A 15,262-nucleotide genomic window follows, 5' to 3' on the forward strand; every position below is an offset into this window, starting at 1 on the left:
ACGGAAGAAATCTAGTTCCTGGAACTGACCATAATGTAAACGGAATGCGCACTATATTCAAAAGATTGAGAAAGCGAGCTGGGGTCAATTCGGGAATTTCCCGAACCGACTTCCCGAATGAAAGTAAGCGATATGGAAGACTTTGCATTTACCCAGGAAAAACCTAAACTCAGTCCCCGGTTTCTGGAGTATTCATTCCTAGTATTGGTCCCGGACCTAGGATATTTATATACTAAACTGTTTTCCCCTGAGGAAGCGGAAAGTTGGTTGTTGTAGAGATTTTGTAAATAAAGATCTACTGCGGATTCCGTCCAGGAAATCGGCTTTGTATTCGGCTCATTGGTAAAAGCACCCGCAAGCACCGAGAAAGTATCCATCAAATAATACTCCATACCTGCCGCATAATTCATGGTGGAAACTCGGGTCAGCTCTCTCACCTCGGTATCATTCAGGGTGTATGTATATTTGTTTCCGGATTTGCTGATCTCATCCTGGGAACGATTGGTTCTGTACCCCGAAGTATAAATGACATCAAAAGAAGCAAGGAACCTCGAGGTAGGAAAAAACGCAGCCCCCCACCTAATCTCTGTTGTTTGAGGAATGGAGCTGACCAATTTGGGCTTTTGAGTCACTACCCCGGCTTCGATGGAAGAAAATCCGGATTGGGTTCCTTCCAAAAAATCCACCGCAGAAGTTCCCGCATTACGGGCGGAATCAGTGTAAACTTCATTATAAAGGCGGTTTCCGCCGGTTACAAATATTCTACGCATACTCATTCCCAAGGATACTTTTTGGTGGGGTTGGTATTGAATTCCCAAAATCGGCATAAGACCCGTAGTTTGTCTGTTGTCCACATAGCTCCGCATAACGTAAGATAGGTTTGAATACTGTTGAAACTGAGTTCTGGAAATCTCTTTCGTGTCGTTCATATAATAGAGAGTTGCTCCTATGGAGAGTCTATCCGTGATCAGGTAGGCAAAACTCGGACCCACAAGCAACTGAGAATATTTTTCTTTTACATAATTTCTTGTTTGGTTGATCGTCGGAGAAACCAACGGGTAGTTCACCTGATCTGCCCTGTCATAAGCGTAATTATAAGTGTTCACAATGGAAAACCCGAACTTCCACTTGTCAAAGTTTTTCAAAATACCGACGAAATTGGGATCGAATCCCTGGTGAGTTTGGTTGTACATCTGACCAGGTGTATCGATATTGATATAACTTCTTTTTACATTCTTGAAATTGCTCGCTGACAATGAGAAACCATCGTTATGCGCAAAAGCCATCCCGGCGGGATTGTAATAAGCACCGGAGGGATCGTCCGAAAGAGCGGTAAACGCACCCCCGAGACCCGCAGCGCGTTCCCCGTAAAACCCTTGTATGTTGTTAAACGGTTCCGAAGCGAATATAGAAACGGAACTAACTAAAAAAGTAAAACCAAATGCATATAATATTTTTTTCATATTTTTCCTGTTAAGGTGCAACAGCTACCGTCATGTTTGGTAGTAGTTGATAGTAATAATTGTAATTTTCGTCGGAATAAACAATCCGCCAGACCTTCAAACCGCTCTGGACGTCGTCGGCGACTCCGAAATAATCAATTGCCATCTCATCCGGATCATCCCATGGATCAACCACGTTCGCATCCTCATCCCAAAACAACCCGTATCCAAGAATGGAATCTTCGCTTTCATTGGGGTTGTCTCCCGTAGGAACCAATACAAACTCGTCATATTCGGTATAAGTGTTATAGGTAGGATAAGGTGAAGTACCTTGACCGATACCACCGGACCAAGAAGCACCCAAGGTAACATTCACAGCTCCGTCAAAACTCGCTTCCTGTCCATATCCGTACTTTGCAGCCAGATCATCGTCTAACTCTCCGTAGGAATCATAATCCAAAGTATTCAAATCATTGATTTCGAGATAAAGAATGTTCCCTTCAGGATCATAAAGTTCGATAATTTTATATTTTGTATTATCCGTTTTGTCCACTCGCTCGGTGATAACGGATCCACCGTCATTGTCTGTCTTCCCAGTGATGGTGTTTGTAATTTTTTTACCGTTATTATCTTCTTCCGAAGTATATTTGAGTGAGATGCAATTCCCTACATTTGATTCCGTATCTGTGGAACATTCTTCCATGATCAGTTTTGCAGTGCTTTTGGTTTTGCTTCCGTTGCCAAGAGAACTCACTTGTGTGGTCTTAAGGACGGTTTTATCCTTTTTACCTTCACTCGAAGAATAAGAAATAGATGCGGATACTTCCAGAGTAAGGTTGAAAAACTTTACAGTCTTTTGGATGGAAGAGGATACCAATGATTTGTCCGTTTTCCAACGCATGGATTTTTGATAGATCTTGTTTTTCGGACAAGATTGGGCAACTGTAATCGTGTCATTAAAGGAAAAGGATATTTCCTTATCAAAATCAGGATCGGTAGAATCGCGATAAACTACAGCAGGCGATGGTACAGATTGGCCGACGGAAGGAAGAATTCCATTTTGTTGAAGACGTGCCACTGCATTCTTTGCGTTGTCTTCCGACATTCCCAGTCGAGTCATACCCAATACAAACTCGTCTTCCGCTGCTTGTGTTACGGAAATGGAAGCCGTACCTCCGGGTAAACAAATACCCGGGTTCGCCTTTGCTTTTTCATACACACCTGATAATAGAAACAAATCACGTTTTGATTCCTGTAAAATTTGACCAATGGTCGTTGTTCCTTCCTGTAAGATAGCAAGTCCAGTTTCATTGTTAGTGATCATGGAAGCTGCATCCACTACACGAACGGATCCGGATGTTGTGCTGGATTTGCGAATGGAACGCGGAACTGCCACCGCAAGATTGGAAGGTAATTCGGAATTGATTACCGAGGAGAGTTGGTTTCGGATGAGTAATCTAGCAAGCAAGTTTTCAACGCTATTGCTAGTATCTTTAGCAGGCTTGCAGGAGAAAAAACTTGCAATGAGTACAATAGAAACACAGTAGTATGCTTTCATTTAAGCAAACATGATTATTTATGAAATAAATTGTCAACCGGATTAGCAAAATATAAAAAAGAGTTTTCAAACAAAGTGAAATCGCTTTGGATATGCGTTAATGAAACGGACTTATTTGATTCTATTTTTGCTGGTTTGTTCTTTCTTTAGCAGTTTTGCCAAAGGAATCCTCTATGTGCAAAGTCCTAAAGCAAAATTGCTGGCTTCTCCCCAACTAACAGCCGATGGGTTACCACTTTCTATGGGAGAAAGCCTAACACAAACGAGCGAACAAGGCTTGTTCGTACAAGTACGCAATAATGATAAAATCGGTTGGGTCTCAAAACTATTCGTATCCCCTCTGCCTCCCAGTGAAAAAATAAAACTGGGAACTGCTTCCAATTCTTCCGAAGCAGTTCTTGCAAGGCAAAGAGCTTCCGATTTTACAAAGACTGCAGCAGCAAGAGGACTTTCCGAAACTGAAAAACTCAGAGTAAGAGGGGGAGCGGAACTTTATGACTTTGAATCTTTGCGTTGGTTGGAATCTCTTCGTATTGAAAATATTACTGTTACAAAACGAACGGAAAACTCTCTCCCTACTTCTTTCTCCCGATCTGTATCCACTGATACCGAACAAGAAGTAAAAGTAGGAAGAGCGCTAGCAGCAAGACTGATTCAAAAATACGGTTTAGTCAAAGAAGAAGAACTTACAAAATACCTCAACAGAGTGGGAACAAAGATTGCAAATAACTCTTCCAGAGGTGACTTGAATTTCCGATTTGGAATTTTAGATTCCGATGAAATCAACGCATTTGCCTGTCCCGGCGGATTTATTTTTCTTACCAAAGCCGGCCTCCGTCAAATTTCATCCGAATCCGAACTTGCAGGAGTTTTATCTCACGAGATAGGACATGTAGTTTTATTTCATAACGGTAGCTTTGAAAAAATGAACGTTTTTTTAGAAATCATCACGGGCATGTTAGGACCTTCGGGAGGCGAAGTCATCAGTGCCGCCACCTCAGCTACATTAGGTGAACTGGAAAAACAATTTTTCGAAACTGGAAGAGATATTTCCTTTGAATGGGAAGCAGATGAAGCAGGAGCGATACTGGCAGCACAATCCGGGTATCCGGCCGGCGGGTTGGGAAATTATCTCAGCAGACTTTCCAAAGCCCCGAACGCAAAACAACTAACGCATACCCACCCCGATACTACAACGAGAGTCACCAAGCTTGCCAAAATAGAATCTACTACGGTATCCAATAAAGATGCATCCGCCGAAAAAGAGGAATGGAGCCAATATATAAAACTTATTCCATGAAAAACCAAAAATTTTTTCTACCCTTTCTTCTAAGTGTGATTGTGCCTGTATTTGTGTTGCTGATTTTCGCATTTTTGGGAATCAGCGAAGTCTGGAACAGAAAGATCTCCGATAGTTTTTTTCTTTTACTTCCTTCACATAATTCCTTTTCCAAAGATGTTGTGATCGTTGACATTGACGAACAAAGTCTGGCCCAATATGCAGACAATCCAGATTTAGGCCGCTGGCCTTGGAAAAGGACCGTCTATCCCATTTTATTTTCCTATATCCAAATGGGTGCCCCCAAATTGATATTAGTCGATATACTATTTACGGGAAGCTCTGAAGATGATTCGAGTATTGCGGAAGCGAACAGATCTTTCTCCAATATATCCCATGCTGTCAATTTTAGAACGGACATTAATACACAGTTAGACGAGAAAAAAGGGAAAAACAAAAAATTTGAGATCCCGCTCCCCGGAGATTCTCCTTTTCCCACGTTCAATACTGTTTCCTTTCCCAACGGGGAAATAGGAGAAACCACTCCTCTCATCCATGCAGTCAATATCATTCCAGACAATGACGGAACTCTCAGGAGATTTGCCCCTTTCTTAAAATGGGAAGATTCCCACTATCCTACTATCGCCTATCAAGGATTTGCTGGCGGAGAAGAAATCAAAACTTCTTTGGAAAAAAGCTCATTGATTCTTTCCAAAAAAAACAAAACTTTCAGTTTCCCTTTGGGCAAATCAGGGTTGATTCGATCTTATTTTTATTCGGAAAAACAGATCAGGGAAATTCCAAGATACTCTGCGGGAGGAGTTTTACAATCTCAAACAATGATTCAGACGGGCAAGGCGGAATCGGAAGCCGATCTGATTGTTCCTCCCAGTTTTTTTACGGATAAAATAGTACTGATCGGGACTTCTGCGGCGGCAACGCATGATGATGTGGTAACTCCTTTCGGATTGTTTCCAGGTGTGATCGCGCAAGCGGTGTTCGCTTCCAATATGATAGAAAATCACGTTCTGTATGAAATTCCGGAAATCTGGGGAGGACTTTTTGCAGTAATACTTCTGACGATAGGCACTTATGTTTTATTTTTTGCAACTCATCATTGGCTGCGGATTGTCTTTCCCATTTTTGCAACTGCAGTTTTCCTGATTTCGTTTTATGTTTGTTATAGATTCAACACGATCCTTCCTCCTTCTCATTTTGTTACCTCCTTTCCCGTATCCTATTTGTTAGGTTACGCATATTTGACTTATATAGAAGGAAAAGACAAAAGGAAATACAATAACATCTTACGAAACTTAGTCGATCCGAGTGTCGTGTCCCATGCTTTGGAAGATCTTGAATCTCTCAAAAAAGGAGGCGAATGGGAAATCACCGCTTTCTTTTCAGATGTTGCAGGATTTTCCTCCATCAGCGAAGAGCTTTCTCCAAGTGAGCTTGCCCGTTTGCTCAACGAATATCTTTCCGCAATGACCGAGATTTTAAAATCAAATTCCGGAACTTTGGACAAATACATCGGGGACGCTATCGTCGGAATTTTCGGGGCGCCTCTGAAGAATGCACACCATCCGGAACTTGCCTGCAAAGCATCCCTTACCATGATCCAAAAATTAGCGGAGTTGAAAACATCCTGGACGGCAAAAAACGATTATACCGAATCAGCCAGAAAGATGAAAATCCGAATCGGCTTGAATTGCGGACCAGCTAAGGTCGGTTTTATGGGAACGGAAAGTCTGGCTTCCTATACAATGATGGGAGATACTGTAAACCTTGCTTCCCGATTGGAAGCGGCGGCGAAAGATTACGGAGCGGATATCTTGGTTTCGGAAACCATCGAGGCCGTATGCAAAGAACATTTTCAATTTCGGTTTTTGGATCGAATCCGAGTCAAAGGAAAAGATCAACCCGTTAAAATTTATTCTCTTCTTAGTACGAAAGAAAAACAATCCGATAACGAAACGACGGGTGAGATCGCATACCGAAATGCTTTTGATTTATACAGCAAACAAAAATGGAAAGAAGCGATTCAGGAATTTGAAAAAGCAGAGGGATTTTTCGGGAAAAAAGATGTTGCCTGCCAATTGCTTATCAAAAGATGTGAAGTCCTTTTTCAAGAGCCCCCCGGCGAAAATTGGGATGGGGTTTTTTCCAGAACTACTAAATAATATTCGATTTTCATAGACAAGAATCTCCCCCAAAGATAATTCTCATAGTATGTTTCAATTTCTGGACGCACTAGAAAAAATTTGGGCAAAAATTCTCTACTTCCTACCCGGCCATTCCCAACCGGAAGATTGCCAAGGAAAAGACATACTTATTATACCCGGTCATATGGCCGGAAAAGATTTCTACAGAAGACTCAAAGCAGATTTGGACAATCTAGGATTTCATGTGGCAATCCTTTCCACTTTGCGTAATCCCGTTTCCGTTGAAGATGCTGTTCTACATCTTTCCAAACAAATTTTAACGGCACCTAACGAAGCAACGGTGATAGCCCATAATACAGGTGGTTTGTTATGTTTGGTGCTACCTGATGAGTCCAGAAGAAAAGTCAAAAGGCTGATCACTTTAGGTACACCCTTCCATGGATCCCATTTTTTTAGCGATTCCCGTTTTTCCTATTGGGGATTCGAATCGGACTGGGTGAAAAAAAATTATAAAAACGCACTCTTTTTTCCTTTATTCCAGCCTCTGTCTGCCATCGAAGATTTCAGTTTCTCTCCGCAAGAAAGTACTGAGTTCGGTCAAGGCAGGGACTTGTGGTTTGATATACCAGGTAACTATAATTTGGTGAGACGTCACGAAAATTTACGAACCATTCGGGAGTTTTTAGGAACGCCTAAAGATCCTCAAACACAGGCCGCAGCCAAAGCAAGCCCCGTTCATGCTTTACCGAAAAAGATTGAAGTGGATTTTTCCAAATTTGATCCGGCAAACCGTAAAAAGGTGAAAGTCGCAGCAAAGAAAAAAATCAGCCCTAAGCCGAAAGCAAAACCGACTGCTAAAAAACCAGGCGTAAAAAAAGCGGCAAAGAAAAAGAAAAGATAGGATTTAGATCGGATCATGTCATTCCATTCGGAATGACATGAAGTTTTGTTTTTAATCGGTTTAAACTTTTGCCATTTCTTTGGCACAAGTCACACAGCTTTCATAACAATCTTTACAGACAACATGATGTTCCGCATGTTTTTTGCAGTCTTTCGCGCAAGCTTCGCAAATTTCCACGCATAGAGATGCCATCTTTTTCGTGAATGGAGAGTTGTTGCTCGCAAGAGAGATAAATGCTTCACAAGCCGCGATTGTTTCTCTCGTTGACTTTGCACAATCACCCAACATCTTATCACCTTTAGCAAGTTCGGTGATGCAATGTCCCAAGCAGACTTCAGCGGCAAGTTTGCAATGGATTGCAGACATCAAAACTTTTGCATACTTGGATTTTCCCGTTGTTGCGGTCGCGGGCATAGTCATATCATGTTTATGATCTTCTGCGAAAAGACTATTGACTAAGCCTGCTGTTGCGAGCATTGCCGCTGAATTGGTTACAAATTGTTTTCGGTTCATATATAATTCCTTTATTAAATTCTAAAACAAAAAATAGGTAAAAGAAAATAGAAATCTATTTTCTTTTTAGAATTTTAAATTATGAGTCGAACCGAATCCAAAAAATGATCCGTAGAAGAAAAATAGCGAATGGAGTGTTTGGAAAAAAAGTCGTGGGAAAAGGGAAATAGAGGATTTAGGGATTCATCCGCTTGATAGAAGGAAAAAAAGATTTTGATCCGTTGGATCGGAAGCTTTTCCAAAGAAAAGGAAGGCTCGGAATTGCGCAATTCCTGAAACGCAAGCGGACAATCACAGTCTTCTTTCGAAGCTTTTTTCTCATGGCCAGGAGCAGTTTGATGGCATTTCGGCAGATGGGAAGTCGTCGACTCAACTTTGGTTTTATAAAACGAAAAATCGCCGGGGCATAGATCAAGCACTGCGGTTTTACATCCTAAAAACAAAAGGAATGCAAAACATAGAACTAATGCCAATGACTTGGAACGATGTTTCCTCATTCGAATATTAGACCGATACAATCAGTATCTAATCTTAAAATAAACCCTTTAACCCTTTCCAAGCAACAATAAAAGTTCCGACTGTGGATCCGATTTGAGGCAGAAAGAATACAAGAAAAATCCGGATCACGCGGTTTCTCCAGAATCCGGAAAAAGATTCGGAATCGGTTGTGATTTTTTCAAAATCTTCCACAAGAGGTTTCCTTAAATAAGACTCCGCCAATGCTGCGACCCAACCTGCTTTGAAAATAGGCAGGAAAGTGCCAATGGGTGCTGTGATGAACGCGAGGAAAATGGAAATAGGATGAGCGAGTGCAATGATTGCACCTAGGGCCGCGAGTCCGCCTTTTACAATTATAAGTTTGGAAACCAAATCTACACCGGCACCGGTTCCTTGAGACCAAGTAGTATAGGCGATCAGTACTCCGAAGAACAGTGGATATGCGATAAGACTCGCAACATCCTGCCATTTTCTTTTAGGAATTTCTTCCAAGGGAACCAGATCGTTTGTTTTATGAATATGATTTAAGATTCCTTGCAAATGCCCTGCCCCGACGACAGCTACAACTTTTTTTACACCCGGTTCAACCGCGGCTCTTCTGATCTTTTCAGCAAGATACATGTCTCTTTCATCGATAATTACGTGTTTGACCGATTCATATCGTTTGGGGATCTGGGAAAAAAGATCTTTTAAAATATCATCCCCTTTCATCTCTTCTATTTTTTCAGTTGTTACTTCCTCACGAACGAAAAGAGAAGTGATGAGAGCACTGAGCAAATACATCTTGGAAAAAAAGGAAACGTTGCCCCACGACCGTTTCAGAGTAGTCTGAATGTCTCTGTCCACAGGAATAATACTAACATTTGTTTTCCGACCAAGCTCGATTGCCTTTCGCAATTCGTCACCCGGTTTCACGTCTCCACCCATCTTCTTTTGAAAAGAAGACAGAATCAAACTGGACATGAGAAGCCACATCTTTCTTTCTTTGAATACTTTAAAGATATCCAATTTTTTCAAATAATCGGGATCTTCTACCGATTTCATTCTAGATTCGCATAACTCAACGCAGATGGAATCCGGCTTTACTTTTCCGATTAGATTTTCAACCGTTTTGACACTGACTTCGGAAACATGAGCAGTTCCCAGAATATGGACTTCGGTTTTCCCAAAATATTCCAATTTGTAGGGTTCGGATGTTTTAAAACTCGGTTTTCTTGTTGTTTTTGGCTTTGTAATTGATTTTTTGATTGAAGGCATTGTATAGGATTTCTATCCTTTAAACCTAAGTAATGGTTCCATTCTCCAAAAACAAGAAGAATGTTGGTAAAATCTAAAATCATAAATGTAGGGATCGCCGATATCAAAGTCGGAAAAGGTACGGACATCCTTCGTACGACTTTAGGATCCTGTATTGGAATCGTTCTCTACGATCCCGAGCAAAAAATCGGGGCCATTTCACACATCATGCTCGCCAAAGACCCTACTGGCAAAGATTCCCAAAAATCTCCACATAAATACGGGGAAACAGCTCTACCGGAACTTATCAAGATGATGCAAGAAGCCGGTTCTTCCATAGGCCAGTTCAATTGCAGAATGTTTGGCGGAGCTTCCATGTTCAAAGGAATCAACTCCAATTTTTTACAGAACATAGGTGAGCAAAATATCGCAATTGTCAAAAAATTTATGGAAGAAAAGAAAATCCCAATTATAGTGGAAGACATTGCCGGAAACGAAGGTAGAACCATCAGTTTGTATACGGAAGATGGTAGAATTTTGCTGAAAAAAGCAGGTATGGAAAAATACCTGTATAAGGTGCGATAATCAGACCATGTTAAAGGAAAAAGTAGACGAAGTACTAAGAGATGTGAACAAACTTCCTGCGATTTCGTCAGTCGTATCGAAGGTTCTGGAAAAATTACAAAATCCGGATGTGAACATCAATGAACTTGCTTCCGAAATTTCCAAAGACCCGGCCATCACTGCATCCGTAATCAAAATTTCCAATTCAGCATACTATAGAGCCTCCAAACCCATCCGCACAGTTTCTGAAGCCCTGATGACATTAGGAACAAAAACTGTCAAAGAAATTGTCCTACTAACAGCCGCTAAAGGTATTCTTGCTCAGGACTTACATAGCTACCAATTGGAAGCCGCCCAACTTTGGAGCGCTTCCCTCCTTGTCGCAGAAATGTCCAGCCGAATCGTTCAAAGCAAAAAACTACCGATTGATAAGGATCTGGCATTTACTTCCGGTCTTCTGTGCAGTGTGGGGAAAATAGTACTTTCCCAATTCTTTCAACCGGTTCTATTTCAATTGAAAAATGAACTGAAAGAAAACAAGGAACCTTTTCCTACCTTGGAAAAGAAATACTTCGGTTATACTCATATGGAAGTTTCGGAAAATCTACTGAACAAGTGGAATTTCCCGCCGGAACTCGTGGATGTTGTCGCAAACTACCTCAATCCGGAAAATTCAAAAGTCAATCAGCTATTAACAAGCGTCGTCCATATCGCCAGTATCATTATCATTGTTTCAGGGATTGGAATTGATATCGGCGGAGAGTCTGTTCCTATTTCTCCTTTGGCACTTAGCCTAACGGGAATTACAGATGCTGATATTGAAAATTATTTTTTACATATCCCCGATTTACAGGCAGGCCTTGCCGATCTTTTGAACGTTTAAGGATGAATATTATTTTCATCGGCCCGAGAGGTGCCGGAAAATCCAAAGTTTCCCGTACACTTTCCAAACGAATTGATTATCCGGTTGTTTCTACGGATTCCATCATCGTATATGAAAACGGCGGAATGCCCATTCCCAAATACATTGAAAACAATGACTGGAAAACTTTCAGAGATCTGGAATATTCCATTCTTCAAAAATTGGAAAATGCAGACGGAATCATACTGGATTGCGGGGGAGGAATTCTCTTCGATTTGGATGCAAATGGCAATGAAATTCCAAGCGAAAGGAAATTACAGATTCTAAAAAAACTGGGAAGAATCATACTTTTAGAAAGAGATTTTAAAGAGCTTTTGGACAAAGTGGAAGGTGACAAAACAAGGCCCGATCTAGCTAAAAACAAAGCCTATTCTGAAATTTTGAAAAAGCGGCTCCCTATTTATGAAAATGCCGCTCATTACAAATTGAATATAAGCAACCTTTCCAAAGAAGAAGCTGCGGATAAAATCAAAGATTGGTTGGGCATTTAGATTTAAGATTTCAAGACAAATATTGAAACAATATTTGTTTCAAAGCGCTTCTATCTAAGGGTTTGGTTAAAAAATCATTCATTCCGGAACTCAAACATTTTTCCTTTTCACCCTTAACAACACCTGCGGTAAGAGCGATAATGGTTGCAGACAAATTCCTTTCTTTTTCAAATTCACGGATTTCCTTCGTCGCCGTATAACCGTCCATCTGCGGCATTTGAATGTCCATCAATATGATTTTAGGCAAAGAACGTTTGTACTCTGCTACCGCCTCCGTACCGTTTTTTGCTTCTAGAATTTTCGCATCAGGAATAAGTCTGGATACCAAAACTTTTGTCAACTGCATATTAACCGAATTATCTTCAACAATCATAAGCAGCGGTGGTTCCACTAACGAATCCCAGTCGGTAATGAAACCGGCAGTTTGCACAGTTTCCTGCGTTCCCCACTTGGCTTTCGATTGAGAAGCGAAAGGTAAAAACAAACTAAAACTGAATGTACTCCCTAGGTCGGGAGTACTTACCAAATGAAGTGAAGCTCCCATCTGATTTAAAATTTTTTCCGAAATCACAAGTCCGAGCCCTGTTCCTCCATATTTTTTGGTAGTGGATGCGTCTCCTTGGCTGAATGCTTGGAATAGCCTGGATTGGTTCTCTCTCGAAATTCCGATTCCTGTATCCTTGATGGAAAATACGAATTCATTGATAGGAGGAATATCTCCTTCAATACGCTTCAAAGTGAATTCAATTGCTCCCTTGCTTGTAAATTTGATGGCATTGCTGAATAAATTAAGTAGTACTTGTTTGAGACGGATCTGGTCTACTAACACAAAGATCGGTTCTTTGGGGAGATGAATGGTCATCTGAATCCCCTTCGCTTTTGCCTGTAAGGCGAGTATGGAAACGGATGAAGTGATTAAATCAAGGAGGTCGGTTTCTATTTCGTATAATTCCAGTTTTCCCGCCTCGATTTTGGAAAAATCCAAAATATCGGAAATCACATCCATAAGGGAACGCGCAGAAGTGGACACATTCTCCATATAGGATTTTTGAACTTCGCTAAGATGAGTCTGCATCATAAGGTCTGCAAATCCGATGACTCCGTTCAGAGGAGTTCTGATCTCATGAGACATGTTTGCTAAAAATTCGGTTTTCGCATTGCTTGCAAACTCCGCCTGCTCCTTTGCTTGTTTTAATTCTATTTCCGCCTGTTTTCGTTCCGTGATGTTTTCAGTGTACATCACCATACCACCGATACTACCGTTAGGTGTAGTCCAAGGGCGTACTTCCCATTTTAGCCATTGGATATTGCCATTCAAACGGTAAAATGGATCTTCATCACGCCGATCCGTAATTCCCGCCAAACAACGCTTATGGATTTCCTTCCATTCCTGCGATATCTCGGGAAATATTTCATAATGGGAAAACCCGATAATGTCACGATCTACCAAACCGTAATCCACTTTCCATCTTTCGGAACATGCAATGTACCGCATTTGGTTGTCCATCATCGCTACCGCCGCCGGAGCATATTGAACAAAGGCAGTTAGCTTTGCTTCCGATTCCTTGATAGCCTCTTCCGAATTTTTCCTATCGGTAATATCCAACATATATCCGCTCCAAATGACGGACTCATTGGATCTGGTGGTACTTGGCAAAGAAGACAACTGAATCCACTTAAGCTTTCCGGAAGGAGGGATCATACGAAGTTCCACATCGAATTGAGTACTCTTTCTTCCGATTCGAAAAACGCCTGATCTCAGTTTGGCTCTGTCATGAGGATGAACCATCTTGAAAAACAATTTAAAATCGTTCTGCATTTGAGAAGCGTCCACTTCAAAAAAATCGAAACACCTGGGGCTAAGGTATAAAAACTCGCTTTGTCCGTTTTTATGCATAATGTAGTCGTATAAAACAAATGGAATGGTATTAGCCATTCTTTCAAACCGCTCCGTACTTTGTTTATATGCTTCTTCTGCGATTTTTCTGATATTTTGAGAACGCCTAGCTTCGATTAATTGCCCGATTGTTAATAATAGAGGTTCCAGAAACTTTGCTATTGATTCTTCGTAGCCGCCTTTTTTATTTGCGATGCAAACAAGAGCCGTGATTTTTCCCAAATGCCGGATAGGAAGTCCCAAAAAAGAATGAGGAGGAGAAAAACCCGGGATAGGTTTTGCGTTTTCCGTGAATGTTTGATTAAAAAGAATCGGCTCTCCCGTAAACAATGCATGTTCGAATAAAGTTTCCAAATTGGAAAATTCGAAATCTTTGATCTTATCGGAATTTTCGATGACTTCATTTTCAGTATGACCCCAAGAAATGTCGGAAATGGAATGTGCTTTGAGATAAGGTTCTCCTGCGGCGTTGAACAGTACTTCCCCGATCAGACCGAATTCACTTTCAGTCAAAAGCAAAAGATCTTTCAATAATTGTTGAAATGCGTCTTGGTGATCGCTGGAGATAAAAGTGGACTGTGCTCGGGTTATGGCATCAAGCAATGCTAAATATCTTTTTTCGTAATCAATCTGCATACAACCCCTTACTTACCAACTACCACTAGAACCGCCTCCACCAAAACTTCCTCCTCCTCCGCTGAATCCGCCACCGCGCGAAGAGCCGCTACCGCCTGAACTCCAACCCCCGCTCCCCTCACTGTAATAAATATTGCCGGTCACTTTATCGGAAAGTCGTTTGATTCCTGAAAATCGATTTCTTGTTAGACGAATAAACGGAAACCCTATCAGATAAATAACGTTGCAAACCGCCCACCCCCAAAATCCGTAAAACATGGTAGGCAACCATTGAAAAAAAATCAAAAGAAAAAAGAATAATCCCACACCTTTAATGTCTCTATGAAATGCCCCGATAAAGGCAAAGATAAATATGATACTTACAAATAGAATTCCCAAGATATACAAAAAGAATCCTTCTTTTTCACCAATACCGCGAAACTTTCTAAACTTATCCCATGCTGTGGGTTCTGCCGGAACTTCTCCCGTTTCCAATACCCGAATGATTTCGAATATGCCTTTTTCCAAACCCTCTTCGTAATTTCCATCCCTGAAAAAAGGAACCATAGTGTTCTGAATCACCCGATTGCAATAAACGTCCGTTAAAGTTCCTTCCAAACCGTAACCGACTTCAATCCTGACCTTTCTATCATCCAAAGAAAGAAGAATCAAAACTCCGTTGTCCTTCCCTTTTTGACCTAATGCCCATTCTTCGGCGACTTTGATACCGTATTCTTCCGGATTTTCACCTTCTAGTGAGTGTATGGCGAGGATTGCAATCTGGTTCGTGGATTTTTTTTCATGGTCTGCAAGAATTCCTTCCATTTTCTCTTGAAAAGCCGAGGAAAGAATACCCGGTTCCGCCGTAACTCTTCTCACTAAATTCGGAATTTCTTTTGCCACAATCGAAGAAAAGAAAAGGGTAAATAATATGCTGAATCGAATTGGCATCGGAAATAGCATAGTTGACATTCCTCTAAGAATAAAGTTCTTTTTTATCAATGGAAGTGAAGTTTTTACAGGATTATTTGCCTTTCGTTCACTTGATAAAAACCAAGTACAGCACTTCACTCTATTTACTTTCGTTAGTTTTTTACCCTTTAATTCTTTATGCTACGATTCTTACAAATCCCCAAACTCTATCTATCATTATGCGGCAAAATCGGAAATCTTATACTACAACT

General features: G+C 41.0%; 13 protein-coding genes. 6 read left to right on the forward strand and 7 right to left on the reverse strand.

The features are described from left to right. Window positions 1-11: 11 nt before the first annotated feature. Together EHS11_RS00490 and EHS11_RS00495 are read right to left on the reverse strand one after the other, a co-directional pair. On the reverse strand, window positions 12-1,463 hold the full coding sequence (locus tag EHS11_RS00490) for an OmpP1/FadL family transporter (protein ID WP_135762462.1): 1,452 nt from the start codon (window positions 1,461-1,463) through the stop codon (window positions 12-14). Window positions 1,464-1,473: 10 nt separating this feature from the next. Further along, window positions 1,474-3,000: a hypothetical protein gene (locus EHS11_RS00495; protein ID WP_135762463.1), complete on the reverse strand. Its 1,527-nt coding sequence runs from the start codon at window positions 2,998-3,000 to the stop codon at window positions 1,474-1,476. A gap of 100 nt (window positions 3,001-3,100) precedes the next feature. Here EHS11_RS00495 and EHS11_RS00500 point away from each other — a divergent pair, with 100 nt between their 5' ends. The 3 genes from EHS11_RS00500 to EHS11_RS00510 are packed head-to-tail and all read left to right on the forward strand — an operon-like array spanning window position 3,101 to window position 7,342. Continuing rightward, on the forward strand, window positions 3,101-4,300 hold the full coding sequence (locus tag EHS11_RS00500) for a M48 family metalloprotease (RefSeq protein ID WP_135762464.1): 1,200 nt from the start codon (window positions 3,101-3,103) through the stop codon (window positions 4,298-4,300). Beyond that, window positions 4,297-6,459, forward strand: a complete 2,163-nt coding sequence (locus EHS11_RS00505) for an adenylate/guanylate cyclase domain-containing protein (protein ID WP_135762465.1) — start codon at window positions 4,297-4,299, stop codon at window positions 6,457-6,459. The genes EHS11_RS00500 and EHS11_RS00505 overlap by 4 nt, the downstream gene beginning before the upstream one ends. Window positions 6,460-6,508: 49 nt before the next feature. After that, complete coding sequence (locus EHS11_RS00510) at window positions 6,509-7,342, forward strand: esterase/lipase family protein (protein ID WP_135762466.1); 834 nt, start codon at window positions 6,509-6,511, stop codon at window positions 7,340-7,342. A gap of 60 nt (window positions 7,343-7,402) precedes the next feature. Here EHS11_RS00510 and EHS11_RS00515 read toward each other — a convergent pair whose 3' ends face one another. The 3 genes from EHS11_RS00515 to EHS11_RS00525 all read right to left on the reverse strand — a co-directional run bounded on the left by EHS11_RS00515 (window position 7,403) and on the right by EHS11_RS00525 (window position 9,601). Then, window positions 7,403-7,855: a four-helix bundle copper-binding protein gene (locus EHS11_RS00515; protein WP_135762467.1), complete on the reverse strand. Its 453-nt coding sequence runs from the start codon at window positions 7,853-7,855 to the stop codon at window positions 7,403-7,405. 74 nt (window positions 7,856-7,929) lie between these two features. Beyond that, on the reverse strand, window positions 7,930-8,352 hold the full coding sequence (locus tag EHS11_RS00520) for a hypothetical protein (protein WP_135762468.1): 423 nt from the start codon (window positions 8,350-8,352) through the stop codon (window positions 7,930-7,932). 34 nt (window positions 8,353-8,386) lie between these two features. Then, window positions 8,387-9,601 (reverse strand): TraB/GumN family protein, encoded by a 1,215-nt coding sequence (locus EHS11_RS00525; protein ID WP_425460521.1) that lies wholly within the window; start codon window positions 9,599-9,601, stop codon window positions 8,387-8,389. A gap of 69 nt (window positions 9,602-9,670) precedes the next feature. On the opposite strand from EHS11_RS00525, the gene EHS11_RS00530 reads away from it, so the two are divergent. Genes EHS11_RS00530 through EHS11_RS00540 form a run of 3 tightly spaced genes read left to right on the forward strand, consistent with a single transcriptional unit; the run spans window position 9,671 to window position 11,566 of the window. Then, on the forward strand, window positions 9,671-10,174 hold the full coding sequence (locus EHS11_RS00530) for a chemotaxis protein CheD (RefSeq protein WP_109022387.1): 504 nt from the start codon (window positions 9,671-9,673) through the stop codon (window positions 10,172-10,174). 7 nt (window positions 10,175-10,181) lie between these two features. Beyond that, entirely contained in the window at window positions 10,182-11,036 is an 855-nt protein-coding gene (locus EHS11_RS00535) for an HDOD domain-containing protein (protein ID WP_135762470.1), read from the forward strand. A 2-nt stretch (window positions 11,037-11,038) separates the two neighbouring features. After that, window positions 11,039-11,566: a shikimate kinase gene (locus EHS11_RS00540; protein ID WP_135762471.1), complete on the forward strand. Its 528-nt coding sequence runs from the start codon at window positions 11,039-11,041 to the stop codon at window positions 11,564-11,566. Window positions 11,567-11,576: 10 nt separating this feature from the next. Here EHS11_RS00540 and EHS11_RS00545 read toward each other — a convergent pair whose 3' ends face one another. After that, window positions 11,577-14,099: an ATP-binding protein gene (locus EHS11_RS00545; RefSeq protein ID WP_135762472.1), complete on the reverse strand. Its 2,523-nt coding sequence runs from the start codon at window positions 14,097-14,099 to the stop codon at window positions 11,577-11,579. A gap of 12 nt (window positions 14,100-14,111) precedes the next feature. Next, window positions 14,112-15,041 carry a TPM domain-containing protein gene (locus EHS11_RS00550; RefSeq protein ID WP_246047465.1) on the reverse strand — a complete coding sequence of 310 codons (930 nt, stop codon included), beginning with the start codon at window positions 15,039-15,041 and terminating at the stop codon, window positions 14,112-14,114. Window positions 15,042-15,262 lie beyond the last annotated feature (221 nt).

It is taken from the genome of Leptospira ilyithenensis (assembly GCF_004771005.1).
In the GTDB taxonomy this organism is placed as follows: Bacteria; Spirochaetota; Leptospiria; order Leptospirales; family Leptospiraceae; genus Leptospira_A; species Leptospira_A ilyithenensis.

Excerpts from the sequence above, each read along its gene's own strand:
- EHS11_RS00490 (WP_135762462.1), bottom strand. The coding sequence starts at position 1,463 with ATGAAAAAAATATTATATGCATTTGGTTTTACTTTTTTAGTTAGTTCC.
- EHS11_RS00495 (WP_135762463.1), bottom strand. The coding sequence starts at position 3,000 with ATGAAAGCATACTACTGTGTTTCTATTGTACTCATTGCAAGTTTTTTC.
- EHS11_RS00500 (WP_135762464.1), top strand. The coding sequence starts at position 3,101 with ATGAAACGGACTTATTTGATTCTATTTTTGCTGGTTTGTTCTTTCTTT.
- EHS11_RS00505 (WP_135762465.1), top strand. The coding sequence starts at position 4,297 with ATGAAAAACCAAAAATTTTTTCTACCCTTTCTTCTAAGTGTGATTGTG.
- EHS11_RS00510 (WP_135762466.1), top strand. The coding sequence starts at position 6,509 with ATGTTTCAATTTCTGGACGCACTAGAAAAAATTTGGGCAAAAATTCTC.
- EHS11_RS00515 (WP_135762467.1), bottom strand. The coding sequence starts at position 7,855 with ATGAACCGAAAACAATTTGTAACCAATTCAGCGGCAATGCTCGCAACA.
- EHS11_RS00520 (WP_135762468.1), bottom strand. The coding sequence starts at position 8,352 with ATGAGGAAACATCGTTCCAAGTCATTGGCATTAGTTCTATGTTTTGCA.
- EHS11_RS00530 (WP_109022387.1), top strand. The coding sequence starts at position 9,671 with ATGTTGGTAAAATCTAAAATCATAAATGTAGGGATCGCCGATATCAAA.
- EHS11_RS00535 (WP_135762470.1), top strand. The coding sequence starts at position 10,182 with ATGTTAAAGGAAAAAGTAGACGAAGTACTAAGAGATGTGAACAAACTT.
- EHS11_RS00540 (WP_135762471.1), top strand. The coding sequence starts at position 11,039 with ATGAATATTATTTTCATCGGCCCGAGAGGTGCCGGAAAATCCAAAGTT.
- EHS11_RS00545 (WP_135762472.1), bottom strand. The coding sequence starts at position 14,099 with ATGCAGATTGATTACGAAAAAAGATATTTAGCATTGCTTGATGCCATA.
- EHS11_RS00550 (WP_246047465.1), bottom strand. The coding sequence starts at position 15,041 with ATGCTATTTCCGATGCCAATTCGATTCAGCATATTATTTACCCTTTTC.